The sequence below is a fragment of the Streptomyces sp. HUAS TT11 genome, from assembly GCF_051553595.1.
GTDB lineage: Bacteria > Actinomycetota > Actinomycetes > Streptomycetales > Streptomycetaceae > Streptomyces.
The window spans coordinates 4,952,058-4,971,290 of sequence record NZ_CP196184.1 but is presented as its reverse complement, the minus strand read 5'-3'; the positions used below and the strand labels follow the sequence as shown (position 1 = coordinate 4,971,290).

The following is a 19,233-nucleotide window of genomic DNA, read 5'->3' as shown; positions in this document are numbered from 1 at the left end:
TCATGCGTGCGGTGGTGCAGAGGGTGGACGGCGCGAGCGTCGTCGTGGACGGCGAGACGGTCGGCGAGATCAGCGGCGAGGGGCTGTGTGTGCTCGTCGGGGTCACCCACGAGGACACCAAGGAGAAGGCGGCCCAACTGGCCCGCAAGCTCTGGTCGATCCGCATGCTGCACGACGAGAGGTCGTGCTCCGACGTCGACGCGCCCCTGCTGGTGATCAGCCAGTTCACGCTCTACGGCGACGCCCGCAAGGGCCGCCGCCCCACCTGGAACGCGGCGGCCCCGGGCGATGTCGCCGAGCCCCTCGTCGACGAGGTGGTCGCCCGGCTCCGCTCGCTGGGTGCGACGGTGGCGACGGGCCGGTTCGGTGCGCAGATGCGCGTATCGCTGACGAACGACGGCCCGTTCACCGTGCTGCTGGAGATCTGAGCCCTACGGCGCCACGATCACTTCCTGGGCCGCCGCCGTCGTGTCGGCGACCAGACGGGCGTCGAGCGGCACGTTCCGCTTGACCAGGGCGAGGGCCACCGGACCCAGCTCGTGGTGGCGCACCGAGGTCGTCACCACGCCGATCTTGCGGCCGTCGGGCCCTTCGTCCGCCAGACGCAGTTCGGTGCCGTGCGGCGGCAGGTGCACCTCGCTGCCGTCCAGGTGGAGGAAGACCAGCCGGCGCGGCGGCTTGCCCAGGTTCTCCACCCGGGCGACCGTCTCCTGGCCGCGGTAGCAGCCCTTCTGAAGGTGCACGGCCGTGCCGATCCAGCCCAGCTCGTGCGGGATGGTGCGGTGGTCGGTCTCGAAGCCGACGCGGGGGCGGTGGTGCTCGACCCGCAGCGCCTCGTAGGCCAGCAGTCCTGCCGCGGGGCCGCTCTTGTGCGCGTAGGCCTCGAGGTCCGCGCGCGGCAGGAAGAGGTCACGGCCGTACGGCGTCTCGCGGACCACGACGCCCTCGGGCGGCTCGGCGATCGAACCGGCCGGCAGATGCACCACCGCGACGTCCTCCGTCCGGTCGGCGACTTCGACGCGGTAGAAGAACTTCATCGATTCCAGATACGCGACGAGCGCGTCCTGGGTGCCCGGCTCGACATGGGCCCAGACCGTCTCGCCGTCGTCCACCAGATACAGCGCGTGCTCGATGTGGCCGTGCGCGGAGAGGACGAGCGCCTCGGTGGCCTGGTGCGGAGGCAGGTCGCTGACGTGCTGGGTGAGCAGCAGATGCAGCCAGCTCAGGCGGTCCTCACCGCTGACGGTGACGACGCCGCGGTGCGAGAGGTCCACGAACCCGGAGCCGTCGGCAAGGGCACGCTGCTCGCGGAACAGGTCGCCGTAGTGGGCGGCGACGCCTTCGTCCACGCCTTCGGCGGGAACGGCGCCGGGCAGGGCCAGCAGGGGACTCTTCATGTGTCCACCCTACGACGGGGTAGTTGAACCCTTGAGCGAGCAGTCCTGGCAGCGGCCGAAGATCGCGAAATGCTTCATGTCCGTCTCGAAGCCGAACGTGTCGCGGAGCTTGGCGGTGAACTCGGCGGCCACGTCGAGATCGGCCTCGATGACGTTCGTGCAGTCACGGCACACCAGATGGATGTGGTGGTGCCGGTCCGCGAGGTGGTAGGTCGGCGCGCCGTGCCCGAGGTGGGCGTGACTGACCAGTCCGAGCTCCTCGAGAAGCTCCAGGGTCCGGTAGACGGTGGAGATGTTGACCCCCGACGCCGTCTTCCGCACCTCGCAGAGGATGTCGTCCGGGGTCGCGTGCTCCAGGGTGTCCACGGCTTCGAGCACAAGTTGCCGCTGCGGGGTCAGCCGGTAGCCGCGCTGCCGCAGATCGCTCTTCCAATCGGTGCTCACCACACCGGAAAGTCTAGAACTACTTGAAGAATGCGATCCCGTCGTCCGGAAGGTCGTCCGGGAGAGCCTTCGCCCAGCGCTCCACGTCCTCCGGCGTGACGACCTTCTTCAGGTGCGCCGACATGTAGGGACGCAGCGGCACCTCGGGGGTCTGCTTCTCACCCACCCACATCAGGTCGCTGTTGACGTACCCGTACAGCCGCTTGCCGCCGCTGTAGGGACCCGATGCGGCCGTCCGGGCGACGGCGTCCGTGGCCAGCTCGATCTGCGGCTTCTTCTGGGCCAGCTCGCCGTACCAGACCTCGACGACCCCGTCGTTGCGGACCATGGTGACCTCGACCTTGCGGTCGGCGTCGATCCGCCAGAACCCGGCCTCGGTCTCCAGCGGCCTGACCTTGTTCCCCTCGCTGTCCAGCACCCAGCTGTGCGAGCGGTACTCCAGGAAGTCCCGCCCGTCGTGGGTGAAGGACACCTCCTGGCCGAAGTTGCACTTCTCGGAACCGGGGAAGTCGTGCACGCCCGCGCCGGCCCAGTCGCCGAGCAGGAACACCAGGGGCACGAGGTCCTTGTGGAGGTCGGACGGGATCTCGATCATGAGCAGCTTCTCGCGGGAGTCGTGGCGGTCGCGTACGTGGTGGGTGCGGGGCTCAGCGCTGGCCCTGGTACAGCTTCTTCACGGTCAGTCCGGCGAAGGCGAGCACGCCGACGCAGACCAGGACCAGCAGGGTTTCGAAGAAGATCTCCACGGGTGCTCCTTGGTGAGCGATGCGATCTCCCCGCTCGAGCCTTCGGGAGCGGAGGTACGTACGTAAGGGCCGGACCCCAGCTTACGCGGCCGGGGTCCGGCCCTCCCTTCGAGGTACTCCGTCCCGGCCGTCAGTCGAGCAGCTGGCACTCCAGCGTCACGGTCTGCTGGAACGGGATGGCGTCCGCGGTGCCCTTGCGGGACTGGACGACGAGCCCGATGGTGTCCCCGGCCGTGATGTACGCGTGCCGGACCTGCTCGGCGCCGTACGGCTTGCTCTCCGTGTAGGTGAAGCTCGTGGCATTCTCGAGCGCCGCGTCGCCCGGGAAATCGTCGTCCCTTTCGGCCACGGTGGTGCCGCGCAGCGGGTACACCGGGGAGCCGTAGGTGGTCAGCTCCGTGGCGACCAGTTCCTCCGAGACCACGGCGGTGTTGAACTGGAGCAGGTAGATCCGCGTGTGGGTGCCGTCCGGCGTGGTCCAGCCGCGGGCGGCGGTGTGCCGCAGGCCGTAGTCGGTCAGCAGTTGCCGGATCTTCGTCTGGTCCTTCTTGACGGCGTACTCCGCCAGGAAGGTCTTCGTCTCCAGCCAGCCGTCCTTCCCCCGCAGCGCCGCGTCGGCCTTGGCGCCTCTGGGGGCGGGCAGGAGCAGTCGGCGCAGGTCCGCGTAGTGGGCACCGGCCTTGTTGACCCCGGCGAACGGGGCCGGGCGGCCGACCGGCAGCGGCGGCCTGGTGATCGTCGGGTAGTCCCAGCGCCCGTCGGACTCCGTCGCCAGCCCCGGTACGTCCGTGCGCTCCATACGTGAGACGCCGTACGCGGCGGACGCGCCCACGACGCCGAAGACCACGACGGCGGCGGTCCAGCGCAGGACGGCGCGCAGGACCCGGCGGTCCTTCTTCACCTGCGGTGCCGCAAGCTCCTGGAGCCCCCCTGGGAGCGTCTGGGCTTCGGCGGGCTCGGACGACGTCACGGGTGACGGCGGCGGCGACACAGTCCGCTCGTCCCGCTCGACCGACCCGACCGGTGCTCTCTGCTCGGTCATACCGCCTCCCCCGTCCCGGCGACGCGGTCGAGCTGCTCGCGCAGCAGCTCGGCGACCGTGTCGGTGTGCAGTGGCTTGACCCCGTAGGCGGTGGCGGTGACCAGGACGTCGCCCCGGTAGGCGGAGCAGAGCATCATGTCGAGCTTCTCCTTCTTCTCCGCGGGCGGGAGGAAGCACTCCGCGTTCTTGTAGCCCTTGATCTTCGGTCCCTTGCGGAAGATCCGGAGCGCTTCCAGGAACCCGTTCTGGAATTGAGAAATGTTCCGCACCGCGGCCTTGTCCTCGATCTGGACGAGCTCGACGCTCACGGTGAAGCTGTCGCTCCCGTCCGCAGAGGTGTTCATGTAGCTGCGCATCGCCATGCCCTTGGTGTGCTGCTTGTCGATCTGCTGCTCCAGCCGGCGCCGCTGGGTGCGCGGCAGATCGCGGATCGCCTCCTTGCGCAGGGCCGCGGCCTCGTTGCCGCTGAGGGCGGCGTCGGAACCGAACTCGGCGATGTCCGGCCCACGGCCCCAGTCGCCCGTGCCGTACGGGACGAGCATGGCGGCGAGCGGCGAGGCCGCCTTCGGCTGCTTCGCCTCGTCCTTCGGGGCCGGAGGGAACTTCCAGGTGGGCGCGCCCGGGTCACGGTCGGCGCCCTGGACGATCACGGCCGTGGTGGTCACGAGGCCGACGACGGCCCCGGCGAGCACGACGGAGGCGGCGACGGCGGCGATACGGCCGCGACGCACGCGCTTCTTCACGGGGGCTTCCGGCGGGGCGGTGGAGCCATTCGGCTCGGGCTGCTGCCCGGTCCCGGGGGCCGTCTGCTCGGCGCCGGCAGCCGGCCGGCCGCTCCCGGTGGCTTCGTCACCGGGCTGCACGCTCACGGCCGCTTCGTCTCTCGGTTGCTCGGTCACAGCCGCTCCATCTGCCGCTCGGCCAGGTCCATGATCTTCGACTTGGAGATCGGCTTGGTATCGAAGATCCAGATCTCCATGGCGATGTCACCTCGCCAGGCAGCCGCCTGCGCCTTGTAGACAGGCAGGTAACCCGCCTGCGTCTCGGGCTTGGCGGTGATGTAGACCATGCCGTCGCCGGTGCCCGGAATGGGCCAGCTCCGGGTGCCGTCGACGTCCCAGTTGCCGGCCCGGTCGGCCGCGGACAGGTTTTCCTCCTGGTGGTACTGCACGAGCCGTACATCGACGGACTCCGTGTCGTGTTCGGTCCAGACGGACTCGGCCGCACGGCGGTACTCGGCCGTCGCGAGCGAGACGAATTCCCTGTCGGCGTCCTTGAGTTGCTCCGCGTACTCAGCCATGTTCAACCAGCCGTCGTTGCCGGGCACGTAGTCGGGCTCCCGCGCCCCCTTCGGCCGTTCGATCAGCAGCTTGCGCAGGTCGCCGTCGGTCTTCACCTCGCGGTCCTGGGCGGCGGCCAGGGGCTCCGGTGCCGGCCCCTTGGCCTGAGCGACCACCGGCTGCGACAGCGGCGGCAGCGCGGTGGGCTCACGGTCGGCCTGGATCAGGTAGCCGGTGCAGGTGCCGGCGACCAGCCCGAGCACCGCGGCCGTGGCCAGCAGCAGGACCGTACGTCCACGGCGCCGCACGCGGGGTGCGGGCGGCTCGGGTGAGCCAGGGGGTTCAGGGGCTTCAGGGCCTTCGAGCTCTTCAGACACATCGGGCACATCAGGTAGTTCCAAGACGTCCCCCCACGGAACGAGAAGCACGGATTCCGTATCCGCGCACACAGGAGACACATGGCTACTGCACGGAGTTGCGCGGGAGTTGATCACGATTCGGACTACGATTCGAGCATGTCGAAGAAGCTCGTGATCAAGGTGACGGCCGGTGCGGATGCCCCCGAGCGCTGTTCTCAGGCGTTCACCGTCGCTTCCGTGGCCGTTGCCAGTGGAGTCGACGTCTCGCTCTGGCTGACCGGTGAGTCCTCGTGGTTCGCGCTGCCGGGCCGGGCCGCGGAGTTCGAGCTGCCGCACGCGGCGCCGCTGCCCGATCTGATCGAGGCGATCATGGCGGCCGGACGGATCACCCTGTGCACCCAGTGCGCGGCCCGCCGGGACATCACGCAGCAGGACGTCATCGCCGGCATCCGGATCGCCGGCGCACAGGTGTTCGTCCAGGAGGCGCTGGCGGACGAGACCCAGGCACTCGTGTACTGAGGCGTGCCCGGCGAGGACGCGGACCTAGTGCCGCTTCTTCCCGTCCAGCTCGTCCCACCACTCGTCGGACTTGGGGTCCCCGGACGGGTCGTCCCACCAGCGGTCCTCGGGACCCCGCCGGTTCGCCACCATGGCCGCCAGCGGCGGGATCACCATGGCGAGCAGGCACATCCCGACGGCCGCGGGGATCGACCAGAGCCGCACGACCCCCCAGGCCAGGACGAACAGACCGATGCAGGTCCCCATCATGGCGAAGTAGACGTGCCGCCGCCGCGCGTACATACCTCCAGGCTATGCCCGGACACGCCGAAGGGCCCCACCCCTGCCGGCAGGTGTCCTGCCCCGGGATGCGGCCCTTCAGCCGTGCACGTACGGGCCCTCGGACCGTCGTGGAGTGATCGTCAGACGGCGATCGCGACCTCCGCGAGGCCGCCCGTCTGCGCGACGACCGTGCGGTCCGCGGTGGCGCCCGGCACCAGGGCCCGGACGGTCCAGGTCCCCTCGGCCGCGTAGAAGCGGAACTGTCCGGTCGCCGAGGTCGGGACCTCGGCGGTGAACTCACCGGTCGCGTCGAGCAGGCGCACGTAACCCACCACGGGCTCGCCGTCGCGGGTCACCTGACCCTGGATCGTGGTCTCACCGGGCTTGATCGTCGAGGCGTCGGGACCGCCGGCCTTCGCTCCACACATGGCTCTTCCTTCGGGGTAGGTCCGGGGATCCGGGGTTACTTGGCGGCGCCGAGCTCGATCGGGACGCCGACGAGGGAGCCGTACTCGGTCCAGGAACCGTCGTAGTTCTTGACGTTCGGGACCTCGAGCAGCTCGTGCAGGACGAACCAGGTCAGCGCGGAGCGCTCACCGATACGGCAGTACGCGATGGTGTCCTTGGCCAGGTCGACGTCCTCCTCGGCGTAGAGCGCCTTCAGCTCGTCGTCCGACTTGAAGGTGCCGTCGTCGTTGGCGTTCTTCGACCAGGGGATGTTGCGGGCGCTCGGCACGTGACCGGGACGCTGCGACTGCTCCTGCGGCAGATGCGCGGGGGCCAGGAGCTTGCCGGAGAACTCGTCGGGCGAACGGACGTCGACCAGGTTCTGCACGCCGATCGCGTCGACCACGTCGTCGCGGAACGCGCGGATGGCCGTGTTCTGCGCCTTGGCCCGGTACTCGGTGGCCGCCCGCTCGGGAACCTCGGTGCCGTCGACCAGCTCGCGCGCGTCCAGCTCCCACTTCTTGCGGCCGCCGTCGAGCAGCTTGACGTTCTCGTGGCCGTACAGCTTGAAGTACCAGTAGGCGTAGGAGGCGAACCAGTTGTTGTTGCCGCCGTACAGGACCACCGTGTGGTCGTTGGCGATGCCCTTCCCCGACAGGAGCTCCTCGAAGCCGGCCTGGTCGATGAAGTCACGGCGGACCGGGTCCTGGAGGTCCTTGGTCCAGTCGATCCGGATGGCGTTCTTGATGTGGTTCTTGTCGTAGGCGGAGGTGTCCTCGTCGACCTCGACGATGGCGATCGTCGAGTCGTCCAGGCGCTCCTGCAGCCAGTCGGCGTCGACCAGGACGTCGCTGCGGCTCATGCTCTATCTCCTCCGGGGCAGTTGCGGCGGGGTCTGCGAGTCGGGGTGGGGTGCGGGTGTGCGGCTTCAGGCCGGCGTACACGGCGCACGGGTGGCCCTGCGTCAGGACCAGGGCCGGCGATGCGGGAGTCGGGTCTCCCGCTCAGGAAGTGCGACAGAGCATGGCGGCGACGCGGCACAGGTCTACTGCCCGCCGCTTCGTGAGATCCGCCTGTCGCTGCATGGGGTCGATCGTAGGGACGGATCGCCGGACATGTCACCGGGGTGTCGAATGGTGAGATACGACCGTCCGCATTTTGAGAAGAACGGGCCGCCGAGCCTGCCGACGCGGGGCCCCGGGTCTCCGGGCGCCCGGTCGCATCTGCGGTACGGACCAGACGTCTCGCCTTTCGGACGCCCGGTGCCGAGGACTCCGTCCTACCCGGCCAGCCTGACGTCCGAACCCTTCACCGTGACCTCCACGCCCTTCTCGGCCGCCTGCACCGAGTCGATCCGGATGCCGCCGGGCAGCTGGTCGACGGCCTGCTGGAAGTCGGTGACGGCCCGCACCCGGCCCTCGGCCGGCCGGACGCCCCCGAACTTCGGCAGTGTGTCGGCGTGCACCTTCACGGTCTTGCCCTGCACCGTCACCGAGCTGAGCACGGTGACCGGGTCCGGCAGCGTCTTGCCGAGGACCGTCGCCTCGACCGCGACCTTGATCTTGCCGTTGCCGCCGTCCGAGAGGCCGACGACCCGGGCGGTGACACCCGGCGCCACCTGGGTGGGTTCGGCCTTGGCGGTCCTGAGCAGTTCGTCGTAGGAGATGAGCGCCGTTCCGGTGGCGGTGGCCGCGGTCGCGGAGCTGTAGTCGCCGGTGAACTTCACGCCCTTCATGTCGGCGTTCAGGTCGTCTATACGGATCTTCTCGCCGCCGTCGCCGCCGGGAGCCTCGTAGTTCTTGATACCGACCTCGATGTCGTCCAGCTCCCCGCCGGCCACCTGGGTGAGGAAGGGGAAGCCCTTGATGGACACGTCCGGGGTGTCGGTCAGCCCCTCGGAGGTCCTCAGCTTGTCGGCCGCCTCGCTCTCCGCGAAGTGGACCGCGACACGGTCCACGACGACGAAGAGGACGCCCAGGACCAGGACGACGATCAGCAGTCTCCGCAGTGCGCGCATGCTCGGTGTTTCCCCCGCCTAGGCGATCGATGACGGCCCGGGTGACCGTCGAGCGCGACTGTAACCCCGTGCGGACGGAGGTCCTCCGAATTGTCGATCACCTGTGACACTGGCTAGCCGATGGCACGCCCCAGCAGATAGATCACCGGCGCCGCCGCGGTCAGCGGCAGGGCGACGCCCGCCGTGAAGTGGACGAAGCGGGAGGGGTAGTCGTAGGAGGCGACCCGGTGGCCGATCAGCGCGCAGACGCCCGCGCCCAGGCCGAGGAAGGCGCCGGACGTGCCGACGCCGGTGGCGTTCCCCGTCGCGATGCCCGCACCGGTCGCCGCCAGCAGGGCCACGACGACCGAGGCCGCGGTCGGCAGCGGCAGTGCCCGCGCCAGGACCGCCACGGCGACGGCGACGGCACCGACGGTGACGGCGTCCGCCTCGGCCGCGAGATGCCCCGCCGCGATGATCGACAGCGAGGCCGAGGCGACGGTCGCCATCAGACCGTGCATCCGGGTGTCCGGGTCGGCGTGCGACCGCAGCTGCAGGACGAGGGAGAGCAGGACCCACACACCGAGGGCGCCGAGGATCGCGGCGGGCGCGTGCTCACGGCCGGCCACGAGCACCGCGACGTCCGCGGCGACGGCCCCCAGGAACGCCAGCGCGATGCCCTGCCGGGCGGGCCACATGCCGTTGAGCCGGAACCATCCCGCGGCCGTCACGCCCTGGAGGATCACCAACGGCACCACCAGGGCGTACGGGCCGAGGGCCGCGCCACCGGCGAGCAGCGCCCCGAGCAGCGCGGTGAGCGCGGCCGGCTGGAGCCCCGGCTCGATGATCGGCGAACGCCCTTCGAGCCGGGCCCGCTGGTTGGCGGGGAGTCGGGAGATGTCGACGGGGGGTGCCGCGGGCGGTGTCGTGGTCTGGGTGCCGCCACCGCCGCGGGCCGCCGTCCCGCCAGGACCGGAGGGACGGGCGCGGCCGCCCACGCCGTGCGCGGCGTAACCGTGGGGGTACGCCTGGGACTCCGGCGGTAGCGGCTGCGCGGGGCCGTACGCCTGTCCGTCCCAGTGCTGCGGGTAGGCCGAGGGCTGCTGCGGATACCCGGCGCTCGGGTCGTACCACTCCTGCTGCCGCGGCTGCTGCGGAGAGGCGTGCTGCCGGTGGGGGTCGAAGCCCGGGTCGTAGCCCTCGTACGGCTGGTTGCTCATCGGTGTGCTCATCCTCCTGCGAACGGTGGGAGCACCTCGACCGTGCCGCCCTCGGCCAGCCGTACCGTCTCGTGCTCACGGGTCCCGACGGGGTCACCGTCGACAAGGAAGGAGCATCGCCGCAGGACGCGGACGAGTTCGCCCGGGTGCCGGCCGCGGGCCGCGTCGAGCGCCTCCGCGAGCGTGGTGGCGTCGTACGGCTCCTCGGCGGTACCGGCCGCGGCCTTGGCGGCGGCCCAGTAGCGCACTGTGCCCTGTGCCATCTGCTTCCTCAACTCGGTCGTGGTGAACACCGTCAGGCTAGCCCGCGTGGGAGACCGCCCACGCCCCGATCCGCGCCACGAGTTCGTCGTCGCTGGCGTGCTCGGCGTGGCCCATGCCGGGCTCCAGCCACAGTTCGGCGTGGCCCGGTGACGCGTCGGCCAGCATCCGGGGGTGGTCGACGGGGAAATAGCCGTCCTGGTCGCCGTGCACGATCAGCAGCGGGGTCGGCGCGATCAGGGGGACGGATTCCACCGGCGAGGTGGGGACCGGGTCCCAGTCGCGGTGGTGGATACGGGTGCGCAGACCGTAGCGGCCCAGCAGACGCCCCTCCGGCCGGGTCACCAGCCAGTGCAGCCGGCGCATGGGGGCCGTGCCCCGGTAGTACCAGCGGGCGGGGGCGCTGACCGCCACCACGGCGTCCGGACCGGCGTCGCCGTGGTGCTGCGCCGCGTGCCGCAGCACCACGGACCCGCCCATGGAGAAGCCGACGGTCACCACCCGTGTGTGCCCGAGGGTGCGCGCCCACTCCACCGCGGCCGCCAGGTCGTACACCTCGCGGTCGCCGACCGTCGAGCGTCCCCCCGACGCACCGTGGCCGCGGAAGGAGAACGTGACCACCGCGCCGTGACGGGCGAGGACGCCCGCCACCCGGCGTACGTGCGGCCGTTCCAGGTCACCGGTGAAACCGTGGGCGACGACGATCGCAAGATCCTCGAGATGGCCGGAGGGTGCACGCCCGATGTCGGTCGCGGGCGCGCCGGGATCGTATGCGGCGTCGATCCGCACCCCGTCGACCGTGTGCAGCAGTGTCCGCAGCGGGCCCCGTCGTGCCGTCTCAGAGTTCGGACGAAGCGTGGATCGTGCCGTATGACCTGCCGGACCAATGCTCATGTGGGCTATTCTGCTGGGGAGAGGACTCGGGCAGCGTAGCCCCCGGGTCCTTTTGTGCTTTCGGAAGCGTTGTATACGAAGCGGGAAACCGCAGGTGTACGGGCCGCCGAAGGCGAAGGCGGGTCCCGGGCCCGGGATCCGCACCGTACGAAGCTGTGCCGAAGGCTCCCCCACCGCCCGCAGGGCGTGGGAGGTACCCCCACTCGCAGGGACCGAGGAGGAACCAGACGCTATGGGCGAGCGAACCGTGCACGAACGTATGACGACCGGGGCGGGTGGGGTGCGATGAGTTCTCTGCTGCTCCTGACCAATGCCCTTCAGCCGTCGACGGAGGTGCTTCCCGCTCTCGGCCTGCTCCTGCACAACGTGCGAGTGGCTCCGGCGGAAGGCCCCGCTCTCGTCGACACCCCGGGTGCCGACGTCATCCTGATCGACGGCCGGCGCGACCTTCCGCAGGTGCGCAGCCTGTGCCAGCTGCTGCGGTCCACCGGGCCCGGCTGCCCCCTCGTCCTCGTCGTCACCGAGGGCGGCCTCGCGGCGGTGACCGCCGACTGGGGCATCGACGACGTCCTGCTGGACTCCGCGGGACCCGCCGAGGTGGAGGCGCGCCTCCGCCTGGCCATGGGCCGCCAGCAGATCGTCAACGACGACTCCCCGATGGAGATCCGCAACGGCGACCTGTCCGTGGACGAGGCGACCTACAGCGCCAAGCTCAAGGGCCGCGTCCTCGACCTCACCTTCAAGGAGTTCGAGCTCCTGAAGTACCTCGCCCAGCACCCGGGCCGCGTCTTCACCCGCGCCCAGCTGCTCCAGGAGGTCTGGGGCTACGACTACTTCGGCGGTACGCGCACGGTCGACGTGCACGTACGACGGCTGCGCGCCAAGCTCGGACCCGAGCACGAATCGCTGATCGGCACCGTCCGCAACGTCGGCTACCGCTTCGTCACCCCGGAGAAGGCGGACCGCGCCTCCGGCGGCGTCTCCCGCCAGGGCGAGACCGAGCCCGATGCGGGGACGAGTGCGAAGGCCGCCCGGTCAAAGCCGGAGGATGCGGGCGAGATGGCCTCCCTGTCCTCGACCGAGGTCACGGCTGAGGCATAGAAAGGCGTATGCCCTGCCCAGGGCGGGTCCATCCGCGTAGACTCCGCGCGTGGCCAAGGTGACTCGGGACGATGTGGCACGGCTGGCGGGTACTTCCACCGCCGTCGTCAGCTATGTCATCAACAACGGACCCCGGCCGGTCGCCCCGGCCACGCGCGAGCGCGTGCTCGCCGCCATCAAGGAACTGGGGTACCGGCCCGACCGGGTCGCCCAGGCCATGGCCTCCCGGCGCACGGACCTCATAGGCATGATCGTCCCCGACGCGCGTCAGCCCTTCTTCGGGGAGATGACGCACGCGGTCGAGCAGGCCGCCGCCGAACGCGGAAAGATGGTCCTGGTCGGCAACACCGACTATGTGGCCGAGCGCGAGGTCCACTATCTGCGGGCCTTCCTCGGTATGCGCGTCTCGGGTCTGATCCTGGTCAGCCATGCGCTCAACGACCACGCCGCCGCCGAGATCGACGCGTGGGACGCCCGGGTGGTGCTGCTGCACGAGCGGCCCGAGGCGATCGACGACGTCGCGGTCGTCACGGACGACCTCGGCGGGGCCCAGCTCGCCGTCCGTCATCTCCTGGAGCACGGCTACGAGTACGTCGCCTGCGTGGGCGGCACAGCGGAGACCCCGGCCGTCGGCGACCCGGTCTCCGACCACGTCGAGGGCTGGCGTCGGGCGATGCAGGAGGCCGGGATCCCCACGGAGGGCCGGCTCTTCGAGGCGCCGTACAACCGCTACGACGCCTACAAGGTGGGACTGGAACTGCTGGCCGGCCCCGACCGTCCGCCGGCCATCTTCTGCTCCACCGACGACCAGGCGATCGGCGTGCTGCGCGCGGCACGGGAGCTGCGCATCGACGTGCCGGGGGAGCTCGCGGTGGCGGGCTTCGACGACGTCAAGGAAGCGGCGCTGACCGATCCGCCGCTGACGACCGTGGCCTCGGACCGCTCGGGGATGGCCCGGGCGGCCGTCGACCTGGTGCTGGACGACGGCCTGCGGGTCGCGGGATCACGCCGGGAGCGGCTGAAGCTGTTTCCGTCCAGGCTGGTCGTACGGCGCTCCTGCGGCTGCACGGACTGACCGGGCCGGAGTCCGGCCCCGGCCGTCGACCCGCAAGCGCCGCGTGGCGCGTCCTGCGCGGACCGCGCGGCCGTGCCGCGCCCCTGCCACCGAACGCCTCGCACGCAAACGGCCCGCCGGGGAACCGGCGGGCCGTCGCACGAGCTGTGCGCTCAGTTGATCAGAACAGCAGGTTGTACTTGTTGTAACCGGTGCCCAGCTTGACCCGGGCGCTGAAGAGGCCGGTGGTGGCCTTGTTCGTGCCGCGGTAGAGCCAGAGCGTGCCGCCGGAGTCCCGGGCCATGACATCGGCGATGCCGTCGCCCGTCACATCGCCGTTGGCCACGTACGAGGTGAATTTCCAGCCCGTACGCGCCTTGATCCGCGTGGACCACGGGGTGTGCTCCTGCTGGGTGCCCCGGTAGAGCCACAGGGTGCCGTCGCCGGAGCGGACGAGCAGGTCCGCCTTGCCGTCACCGGACAGGTCGCCGTGGCCGAAGATCTTCACGCCCTTCCAGGCCTTGTTGACGACCTTGACCTTGCCGTAGAACTGCCCGTTGCCCTTGCCCGGGTACAGGTACACGGAGCCGTCCGCGTCGACCGCCACCAGGTCGGGTCGGGCGTCACCCGTCATGTCGCCCGGTATGGCGTAGGACTTGTAGCCGCCCCACACCGAGCTGATCTGCATCGAGTCGAAGTGCTGCTTGGAGTGGTTGAAGTAGCTGCGGTACAGCTTGCCGTCGTACTTGTCCCGGATGATCAGGTCCTGGAAGTAGTCCCGGTCCAGATCGGCCTGCAGCGCCCAGCTGATGTCCTGCCAGCCGGCGCTCTGGTAGCTGGACCGCCCCAGCGTGGTGCCCTTGCTGTTCTGCTGGAACAGGCCCCCCGAGGGGGTACGCAGCAGCAGGTCGGCGCGGCCGTCGTACGTCAGGTCGGCGTCGTCGATGCGCGGCTGGGCCGCCACGGTGTAGGTGGAGACCTTGGTGAAGACCGGGTAGGCGCCCTTGGCCGTGCAGCCCTCCACACCCCACGACACAATGCCGACGATCTTGCCGCTGACCACCAGCGGGCCACCGGAGTCGCCGTTGCAGGTGCTCTTGGTGCCCTCGTCGGAGCCCGTCGCCGGAGTGCCCGCGCAGATCATCGAGCCCTCGCGGAAGTAGTCCGCGCCGAGGACCGACCGCATGGCGGTGTTGCAGGTGGAGTCGGCGACCAGCGGAAGAGTGGCCTTGCGCAGGGGGGCGGACAGCTCCGAACCGCCGCCGGAGGTCAGACCCCAGCCGTACACGGTGGCATTGGTGCCCGCGCGGTACAGGGTGCTGTCGTTCGAGGCCGCGAGCCGCAGCCAGGGCTGCTCCAGCGGGCGGTCGAGGGTGAGGACCGCGATGTCGTTCTGGATGGTGTCAGGGTTGTACTGCGGGTGGCTCCACTGCCGCAGGACACCGGCGACGGTTCCGTGGCTGTAGTCGTCGAGCGTGGTGACACCGGCCAGCACCGTGCCGTTCTTCGCCCAGTTCAGACCCGCGACACAGTGCGCTGCGGTGAGGACCTTGTTCGGGGCGACCAGGGTGCCGCCGCAGAAGTAGCCCTTGTCGGTGGTGGGGTCGTAGTAGCCGAGCTGCACCATCCAGGGCGCGGAGGCGATCGTCGTCTGGGTGCCGCCGATGATGAACGGGGACACCTTGCCCGACCCGGTGGCGGCGGGCGCCTCGGTGGCCGCCTCTCGCTTCTGTTCCTTGTTCTCGGCCGCCTGCTTCCTGGCGGCGTTGAGCAGTCGGTTACGCAGTTCCTCGGTGGAAGCGGTGGGCTTCGGGGCGGCGGTCCGCTGCTGGAGGACTCCGGGTTTCGGCAGTCCGCCCGCGGCGGCGGCCGGCTGGGCCGCCAGGGCGCCTGCGCCGCTCAGGGCCAGCGCGAGGGCGGCCGCCGAGAGCGTCGTCGCAGTGCGTCTCCAACGGCCGCGCGGGGCACGTATCACTCAGGACTCCTGGGGTGACGTCGTAGGAAGGGCCCGAGAAGGGCGTACGACACACCGGCCCGACGCGGCGCGCACAAAACAGCGCAGCACAGTCGGGCGAAACCGCGGAGCCCCCCTCCGGTCGCCGTGATCGTAGGCCCCGGCGGCCCCTGCGCACACGTCCCGCACAGATCTCAGACAGATGTTCGTCTGATGCTCCATGCACGCTCATCCGCCGGACATCCCGTGTTTCCTTGATCGACGGGGCCGGAGCCGGGCCATTGGCTCGCGCTTTCCGCCCCGGAAGGCGCTCCGAGGCGCCTTTATATCGGGCATACGAGGTTCTGTCGGGCTTCTCAGGGACGACTCAGCTGGCTCTCATGATCCCGGGACAACCTCTATTACATGACCGAGAGCTTCCGCCGCAGCGGCGAGTACGAGCACCCCGAGGGTGACGGGCACCAGTTCGCACACCCCGGGCAGCACGCCTCTTCCCCCGTGAACCCCGAGTGGCCGCCCCCGCCGGCGTACCGTCCGGCCCAGCCGACGGCCGTCGAGCCGGGGACCACGGTCTGGCCGGGACAGCAGCCCGCGTACCCGGCCGGCACGGCCGCGGCGGGGCACGGCGGCACGGGCGACGGCGGTGGCACGACTCCCCCGGCGGCGGTCCCCGCCGAGCCCGGGACGCCGAAGAAGCACTCCAAGGGGCCGCTCGCCCTCCTCGCCGCCGTGGCGATCGTCGCCGCGGCCATAGGCGGCGGCACGGCCTACGGGATCCAGGAGCTGACCGGCAAGAACACGGCCTCCTCCAGCTCCACCAGCACCGCCGTGGTGCCCTCCAGCAAGCGGGGCACGGTGTCCGGTGTGGCCACCGCGGTCAGCCCGAGCATCGTGGAGATCAACGCCGCCTCGAACGCCGGCGAATCGACCGGTTCCGGCGTGGTCATCACCGGCAACGGCGAGATCATCACCAACAACCACGTGATCTCGGGCGCCTCCTCGATCAAGGTGACGACGAGCACCGGCACGTCGTACACGGCGCGGGTCGTCGGCACCGACAGCAAGAAGGACCTGGCACTGATCGCGCTGGAGGGCGCCTCCGGTCTGAAGACCGCCGCACTGGGCAACTCCGACGGCATCCGGGTCGGCGACCAGGTCGTGGCGATCGGCTCCCCCGAGGGCCTGACCGGCACGGTCACCAGCGGCATCGTCTCCGCCCTCGACCGCGACGTGACCGTCTCGACCGACGACAACCAAGGGCAAGAACAGGGCCAGGGCAACGACCAGTGGCCCTTCGAGTTCGGCGGCCGGCACTTCAACGGCGACACGGGCTCGTCCACCACCACGTACAAGGCGATCCAGACGGACGCGTCCCTGAACCCGGGCAACTCCGGCGGCGCCCTGATCGACATGAACGGCAACATCATCGGCATCAACTCGGCGATGTACTCGGACGCTTCGGACTCGACCTCGTCGAGCGCCGGCAGTGTCGGCCTGGGCTTCGCCATCCCGATCAACACCGTCAAGTCCGACCTGGCGAAGCTGCGCTCGGGCTCTCAGAGCTGAGCGGACCTCCCGCCGCCGCGATCGGTAAGGAGCACGACATGATCAAGAAGGTTCTGCACGAGGCCACCGCCCCCATCGCCCCCGCCGGCATCTCCCTCGCCCTCGCCGTGGCGCACGAACTCCACGCACCGTCGATCAAGCGGGTGCCGAAGCCCCACGAGGCGCCGGCACGCGAGTTCCGCCTTCCGGAAGTGGCGGTCCCGCAGCTCATGGGCCTGCGCACCAGCGCCGCACGCCCGCACCGCCGCAAGGTGCCGCTGAACCGGCTGACCGCGGTGCTCGGCTGAGCCGTGTGCCGTACGGCTCGGCGATACCCGGCGAAAAAGCCCGAGCCGCCCTTTCCGTCCCAGCCGGGAAACGTGCGAGGCTGAATGCGTCCAGCCCCGCCCACCGCACCTTGAGGACACTCCACCCCCATGAGTCCCGCCGAAGGCGACCGTGAACCCCAGCGCATCCTGATCGTCGACGACGAGCCGGCGGTGCGCGAAGCACTCCAGCGCAGCCTCGCCTTCGAGGGCTACGAGACCGAGGTCGCCGTGGACGGCGCGGACGCGCTGGACAAGGCGACCGCGTACCAGCCCGACCTGGTCGTCCTGGACATCCAGATGCCGCGCATGGACGGCCTCACCGCCGCTCGCAGGATGCGCGGCGCGGGCACCACCACACCCATCCTGATGCTCACGGCCCGCGACACGGTCGGCGACCGCGTCACCGGCCTCGACGCAGGGGCCGACGACTACCTGGTCAAGCCGTTCGAGCTGGACGAGCTGTTCGCCCGCATCCGCGCCCTGCTGCGGCGCAGCTCCTACGCCGCCGTGGCGGTCGGCGCTCAGGAGGACGAGGCGCTGACGTTCGCAGACCTCCGGATGGACCTCGCGACACGTGAGGTCACACGGGGCGGGCGGCCGGTGGAACTGACCCGGACCGAGTTCACGCTCCTGGAGATGTTCATGGCCCATCCGCGCCAGGTGCTGACCCGGGAGCAGATCCTGAAAGCGGTGTGGGGCTTCGACTTCGAGCCGTCGTCGAACTCCCTCGACGTCTACGTGATGTACCTGCGCCGCAAGACGGAGGCGGGCGGTGAACCGCGACTCGTGCACACCGTCCGCGGTGTGGGCTACGTCCTGCGGCAGGGCGGCGCCGAGTGATCAAGCGGTTCCGGTCCCTTCCGCTCCGTTCCCGACTGGCCCTGCTGGTGGCGGCGGCCGTGGCGTTCGGGGTGGCGGCGGTATCGGTGAGCTGCTGGTTCGTCGTGCAGGGCAAGCTGTACGAGCAGGTGGACAACGACCTGCAGAAGTCGGCGGCCAAACCGCAGGGGTACGCCGATGTGCTGGGCACACTGGCCTCCTGCCCGCAGAGCCCGGACACGGACGGCGACGACTTCCGGGTCCGCGACAACCTCTACGTCCAGCTGGTCAAGGCCGACGGGACACCCTGCCTCTCCTCCCACTCCGCCGGCATGGTCAAGGTCACCGACGCCGACAAGGACGTGATCGAGAACGCCAGCAGCAACAAGGGCATCCTGCGCAACGGCACGGACACCGAAGGGACCGACGTACGGGTGCTGACCCTGCCCCTGGTGGTCAGCGCGGGTGGCATCGGCAGCCAGCCCCGGCTGTTCCCGGACACCGCTCTCCTCATTGCCGTGCCGCTCAAGAGCACCCAGAACACCCTCAACGACCTGGCCCTGCTGCTGCTCCTCGTCTCCGGCGTGGGAGTGGTGGGCGCCGGCGCGGTCGGTCTGGCCGTGGCGCGCGCGGGCCTGCGCCCCGTCGACAAGCTGACCGAGGCCGTCGAGCACGTCGCCCGCACCGAGGACCTGACCATCCGCATCCCGGTGGACACGCACAGTGAGGACGAGATCGCCCGGCTGTCCCGCTCCTTCAACTCGATGACCTCGGCCCTGGCCAACTCCCGCGAACTGCAGCAGCAGCTGATCGCGGACGCCGGCCATGAACTGCGGACGCCGCTCACGTCGCTGCGCACCAACATCGAACTCCTCACCCGCAGCGAGGAGACGGGCCGCCCGATCCCGCCGGAGGACCGCAAGGCGCTGCTCGCCTCGGTGAAGGCGCAGATGACCGAGCTGGCCTCGCTCATCGGCGATCTGCAGGAACTGTCGCGGCCGGAGCAGGGCCAGCACACGGGCAGGACGCAGACCGTGGAGTGGCAGGACATCGTCGAAACCGCGCTGGAACGGGCGCGGCTGCGCGGCCCGGAGCTGACCATCGTGGCGAGCCTCCAGCCGTGGTACGTACGGGCGGAACCGTCCACGCTGGAGCGGGCCATGGTGAACGTCCTCGACAACGCGGTGAAGTTCAGCCCCGAGGGCGGCACGATCGAGGTCGTGCTGGCGGACGGTGTGCTGACGGTCCGCGACCACGGACCCGGCATCGCGGCGGAGGAACTCCCGCACGTGTTCGACCGCTTCTGGCGTTCCCCGAGCGCCCGCGCCCTGCCCGGCTCGGGCCTCGGGCTGTCGATCGTGGCCCGTACGGTCCAGCAGGTGGGCGGTGAGGTGTCCCTGACGCCGGCGGAGGGCGGTGGCACGGTGGCGACGGTACGGCTGCCGGGCACGGCGATTCCGCAGCCGGAGACCGGCAGGCACGAACTCGCATGATGCGCAGGCGGCCGCCCGGACCGTGAAGGCCCGCCCCCGTCGAGCGACGGTGGCGGGCCTTCGATCACTGCG

The 19,233-nt window shown here is 70.4% G+C and carries 23 protein-coding genes; 8 read left to right on the top strand and 15 right to left on the bottom strand.

From position 1 onward, the window contains the following. Positions 1 to 2 precede the first annotated feature (2 nt). Positions 3 to 428: a D-aminoacyl-tRNA deacylase gene (dtd, locus tag ACSHXN_RS22265; RefSeq protein WP_059127110.1), complete on the top strand. Its 426-nt coding sequence runs from the start codon at positions 3 to 5 to the stop codon at positions 426 to 428. A 3-nt stretch (positions 429 to 431) separates the two neighbouring features. Here the strand turns inward: dtd and ygfZ are convergent, their stop codons facing one another. From ygfZ to ACSHXN_RS22235, 6 genes are all read right to left on the bottom strand, one after another. Then, on the bottom strand, positions 432 to 1,397 hold the full coding sequence (ygfZ, locus tag ACSHXN_RS22260) for a CAF17-like 4Fe-4S cluster assembly/insertion protein YgfZ (RefSeq protein ID WP_438303583.1): 966 nt from the start codon (positions 1,395 to 1,397) through the stop codon (positions 432 to 434). A gap of 9 nt (positions 1,398 to 1,406) precedes the next feature. Continuing rightward, a complete protein-coding gene (locus tag ACSHXN_RS22255; protein WP_355139261.1) occupies positions 1,407 to 1,844 on the bottom strand; it encodes a Fur family transcriptional regulator in 438 nt (145 codons plus the stop codon). Between the two features lie 16 nt (positions 1,845 to 1,860). Then, on the bottom strand, positions 1,861 to 2,436 hold the full coding sequence (locus tag ACSHXN_RS22250; protein ID WP_355139263.1) for an FABP family protein: 576 nt from the start codon (positions 2,434 to 2,436) through the stop codon (positions 1,861 to 1,863). A gap of 281 nt (positions 2,437 to 2,717) precedes the next feature. Next, positions 2,718 to 3,629 (bottom strand): hypothetical protein, encoded by a 912-nt coding sequence (locus tag ACSHXN_RS22245; RefSeq protein WP_355139265.1) that lies wholly within the window; start codon positions 3,627 to 3,629, stop codon positions 2,718 to 2,720. Next, positions 3,626 to 4,528 (bottom strand): hypothetical protein, encoded by a 903-nt coding sequence (locus tag ACSHXN_RS22240; RefSeq protein WP_356114431.1) that lies wholly within the window; start codon positions 4,526 to 4,528, stop codon positions 3,626 to 3,628. The genes ACSHXN_RS22245 and ACSHXN_RS22240 overlap by 4 nt, the downstream gene beginning before the upstream one ends. Then, positions 4,525 to 5,217: a hypothetical protein gene (locus ACSHXN_RS22235; protein ID WP_356291239.1), complete on the bottom strand. Its 693-nt coding sequence runs from the start codon at positions 5,215 to 5,217 to the stop codon at positions 4,525 to 4,527. The genes ACSHXN_RS22240 and ACSHXN_RS22235 overlap by 4 nt, the downstream gene beginning before the upstream one ends. A 207-nt stretch (positions 5,218 to 5,424) precedes the next feature. Here ACSHXN_RS22235 and ACSHXN_RS22230 point away from each other — a divergent pair, with 207 nt between their 5' ends. Beyond that, positions 5,425 to 5,787, top strand: a complete 363-nt coding sequence (locus ACSHXN_RS22230) for a DsrE family protein (protein ID WP_355139271.1) — start codon at positions 5,425 to 5,427, stop codon at positions 5,785 to 5,787. 24 nt (positions 5,788 to 5,811) lie between these two features. Here the strand turns inward: ACSHXN_RS22230 and ACSHXN_RS22225 are convergent, their stop codons facing one another. The 8 genes from ACSHXN_RS22225 to ACSHXN_RS22190 all read right to left on the bottom strand — a co-directional run bounded on the left by ACSHXN_RS22225 (position 5,812) and on the right by ACSHXN_RS22190 (position 10,866). Beyond that, entirely contained in the window at positions 5,812 to 6,069 is a 258-nt protein-coding gene (locus tag ACSHXN_RS22225) for a DUF3099 domain-containing protein (protein WP_355139273.1), read from the bottom strand. 119 nt (positions 6,070 to 6,188) lie between these two features. Continuing rightward, entirely contained in the window at positions 6,189 to 6,476 is a 288-nt protein-coding gene (locus ACSHXN_RS22220) for a DUF1416 domain-containing protein (protein ID WP_331266352.1), read from the bottom strand. Between the two features lie 35 nt (positions 6,477 to 6,511). Beyond that, positions 6,512 to 7,357: a sulfurtransferase gene (locus ACSHXN_RS22215; RefSeq protein WP_355139275.1), complete on the bottom strand. Its 846-nt coding sequence runs from the start codon at positions 7,355 to 7,357 to the stop codon at positions 6,512 to 6,514. Between the two features lie 142 nt (positions 7,358 to 7,499). Continuing rightward, on the bottom strand, positions 7,500 to 7,580 hold the full coding sequence (locus ACSHXN_RS22210; protein ID WP_355139345.1) for a putative leader peptide: 81 nt from the start codon (positions 7,578 to 7,580) through the stop codon (positions 7,500 to 7,502). Positions 7,581 to 7,774: 194 nt separating this feature from the next. Next, positions 7,775 to 8,512 (bottom strand): LmeA family phospholipid-binding protein, encoded by a 738-nt coding sequence (locus ACSHXN_RS22205; RefSeq protein ID WP_355139277.1) that lies wholly within the window; start codon positions 8,510 to 8,512, stop codon positions 7,775 to 7,777. 113 nt (positions 8,513 to 8,625) lie between these two features. Then, entirely contained in the window at positions 8,626 to 9,711 is a 1,086-nt protein-coding gene (locus tag ACSHXN_RS22200) for a hypothetical protein (protein WP_356114429.1), read from the bottom strand. Positions 9,712 to 9,719: 8 nt separating this feature from the next. Beyond that, positions 9,720 to 9,974, bottom strand: coding sequence for a MoaD/ThiS family protein (locus tag ACSHXN_RS22195; RefSeq protein WP_059126934.1), 255 nt, complete (start codon positions 9,972 to 9,974; stop codon positions 9,720 to 9,722). Positions 9,975 to 10,011: 37 nt separating this feature from the next. Continuing rightward, positions 10,012 to 10,866: an alpha/beta hydrolase gene (locus ACSHXN_RS22190; RefSeq protein ID WP_355139281.1), complete on the bottom strand. Its 855-nt coding sequence runs from the start codon at positions 10,864 to 10,866 to the stop codon at positions 10,012 to 10,014. Positions 10,867 to 11,151: 285 nt separating this feature from the next. On the opposite strand from ACSHXN_RS22190, the gene ACSHXN_RS22185 reads away from it, so the two are divergent. Both ACSHXN_RS22185 and ACSHXN_RS22180 read left to right on the top strand, forming a co-directional pair. After that, positions 11,152 to 11,967, top strand: coding sequence for a response regulator transcription factor (locus tag ACSHXN_RS22185; protein WP_355139283.1), 816 nt, complete (start codon positions 11,152 to 11,154; stop codon positions 11,965 to 11,967). A gap of 49 nt (positions 11,968 to 12,016) precedes the next feature. Further along, positions 12,017 to 13,042: a LacI family DNA-binding transcriptional regulator gene (locus ACSHXN_RS22180; RefSeq protein ID WP_355139285.1), complete on the top strand. Its 1,026-nt coding sequence runs from the start codon at positions 12,017 to 12,019 to the stop codon at positions 13,040 to 13,042. Between the two features lie 160 nt (positions 13,043 to 13,202). On the opposite strand, the gene ACSHXN_RS22175 is transcribed toward ACSHXN_RS22180, so the two are convergent. Continuing rightward, positions 13,203 to 14,996 (bottom strand): trypsin-like serine protease, encoded by a 1,794-nt coding sequence (locus tag ACSHXN_RS22175; RefSeq protein ID WP_438303581.1) that lies wholly within the window; start codon positions 14,994 to 14,996, stop codon positions 13,203 to 13,205. 384 nt (positions 14,997 to 15,380) lie between these two features. Here ACSHXN_RS22175 and ACSHXN_RS22170 point away from each other — a divergent pair, with 384 nt between their 5' ends. From ACSHXN_RS22170 to ACSHXN_RS22155, 4 genes are all read left to right on the top strand, one after another. Continuing rightward, positions 15,381 to 16,541 (top strand): S1C family serine protease, encoded by a 1,161-nt coding sequence (locus ACSHXN_RS22170; protein ID WP_438303579.1) that lies wholly within the window; start codon positions 15,381 to 15,383, stop codon positions 16,539 to 16,541. Between the two features lie 38 nt (positions 16,542 to 16,579). Next, complete coding sequence (locus ACSHXN_RS22165; protein WP_355139291.1) at positions 16,580 to 16,828, top strand: hypothetical protein; 249 nt, start codon at positions 16,580 to 16,582, stop codon at positions 16,826 to 16,828. Positions 16,829 to 16,957: 129 nt separating this feature from the next. Further along, positions 16,958 to 17,689, top strand: a complete 732-nt coding sequence (locus ACSHXN_RS22160) for a response regulator transcription factor (protein ID WP_059126927.1) — start codon at positions 16,958 to 16,960, stop codon at positions 17,687 to 17,689. Beyond that, entirely contained in the window at positions 17,686 to 19,161 is a 1,476-nt protein-coding gene (locus ACSHXN_RS22155) for a sensor histidine kinase (RefSeq protein WP_355803830.1), read from the top strand. The genes ACSHXN_RS22160 and ACSHXN_RS22155 overlap by 4 nt, the downstream gene beginning before the upstream one ends. Positions 19,162 to 19,233: the final 72 nt, after the last annotated feature.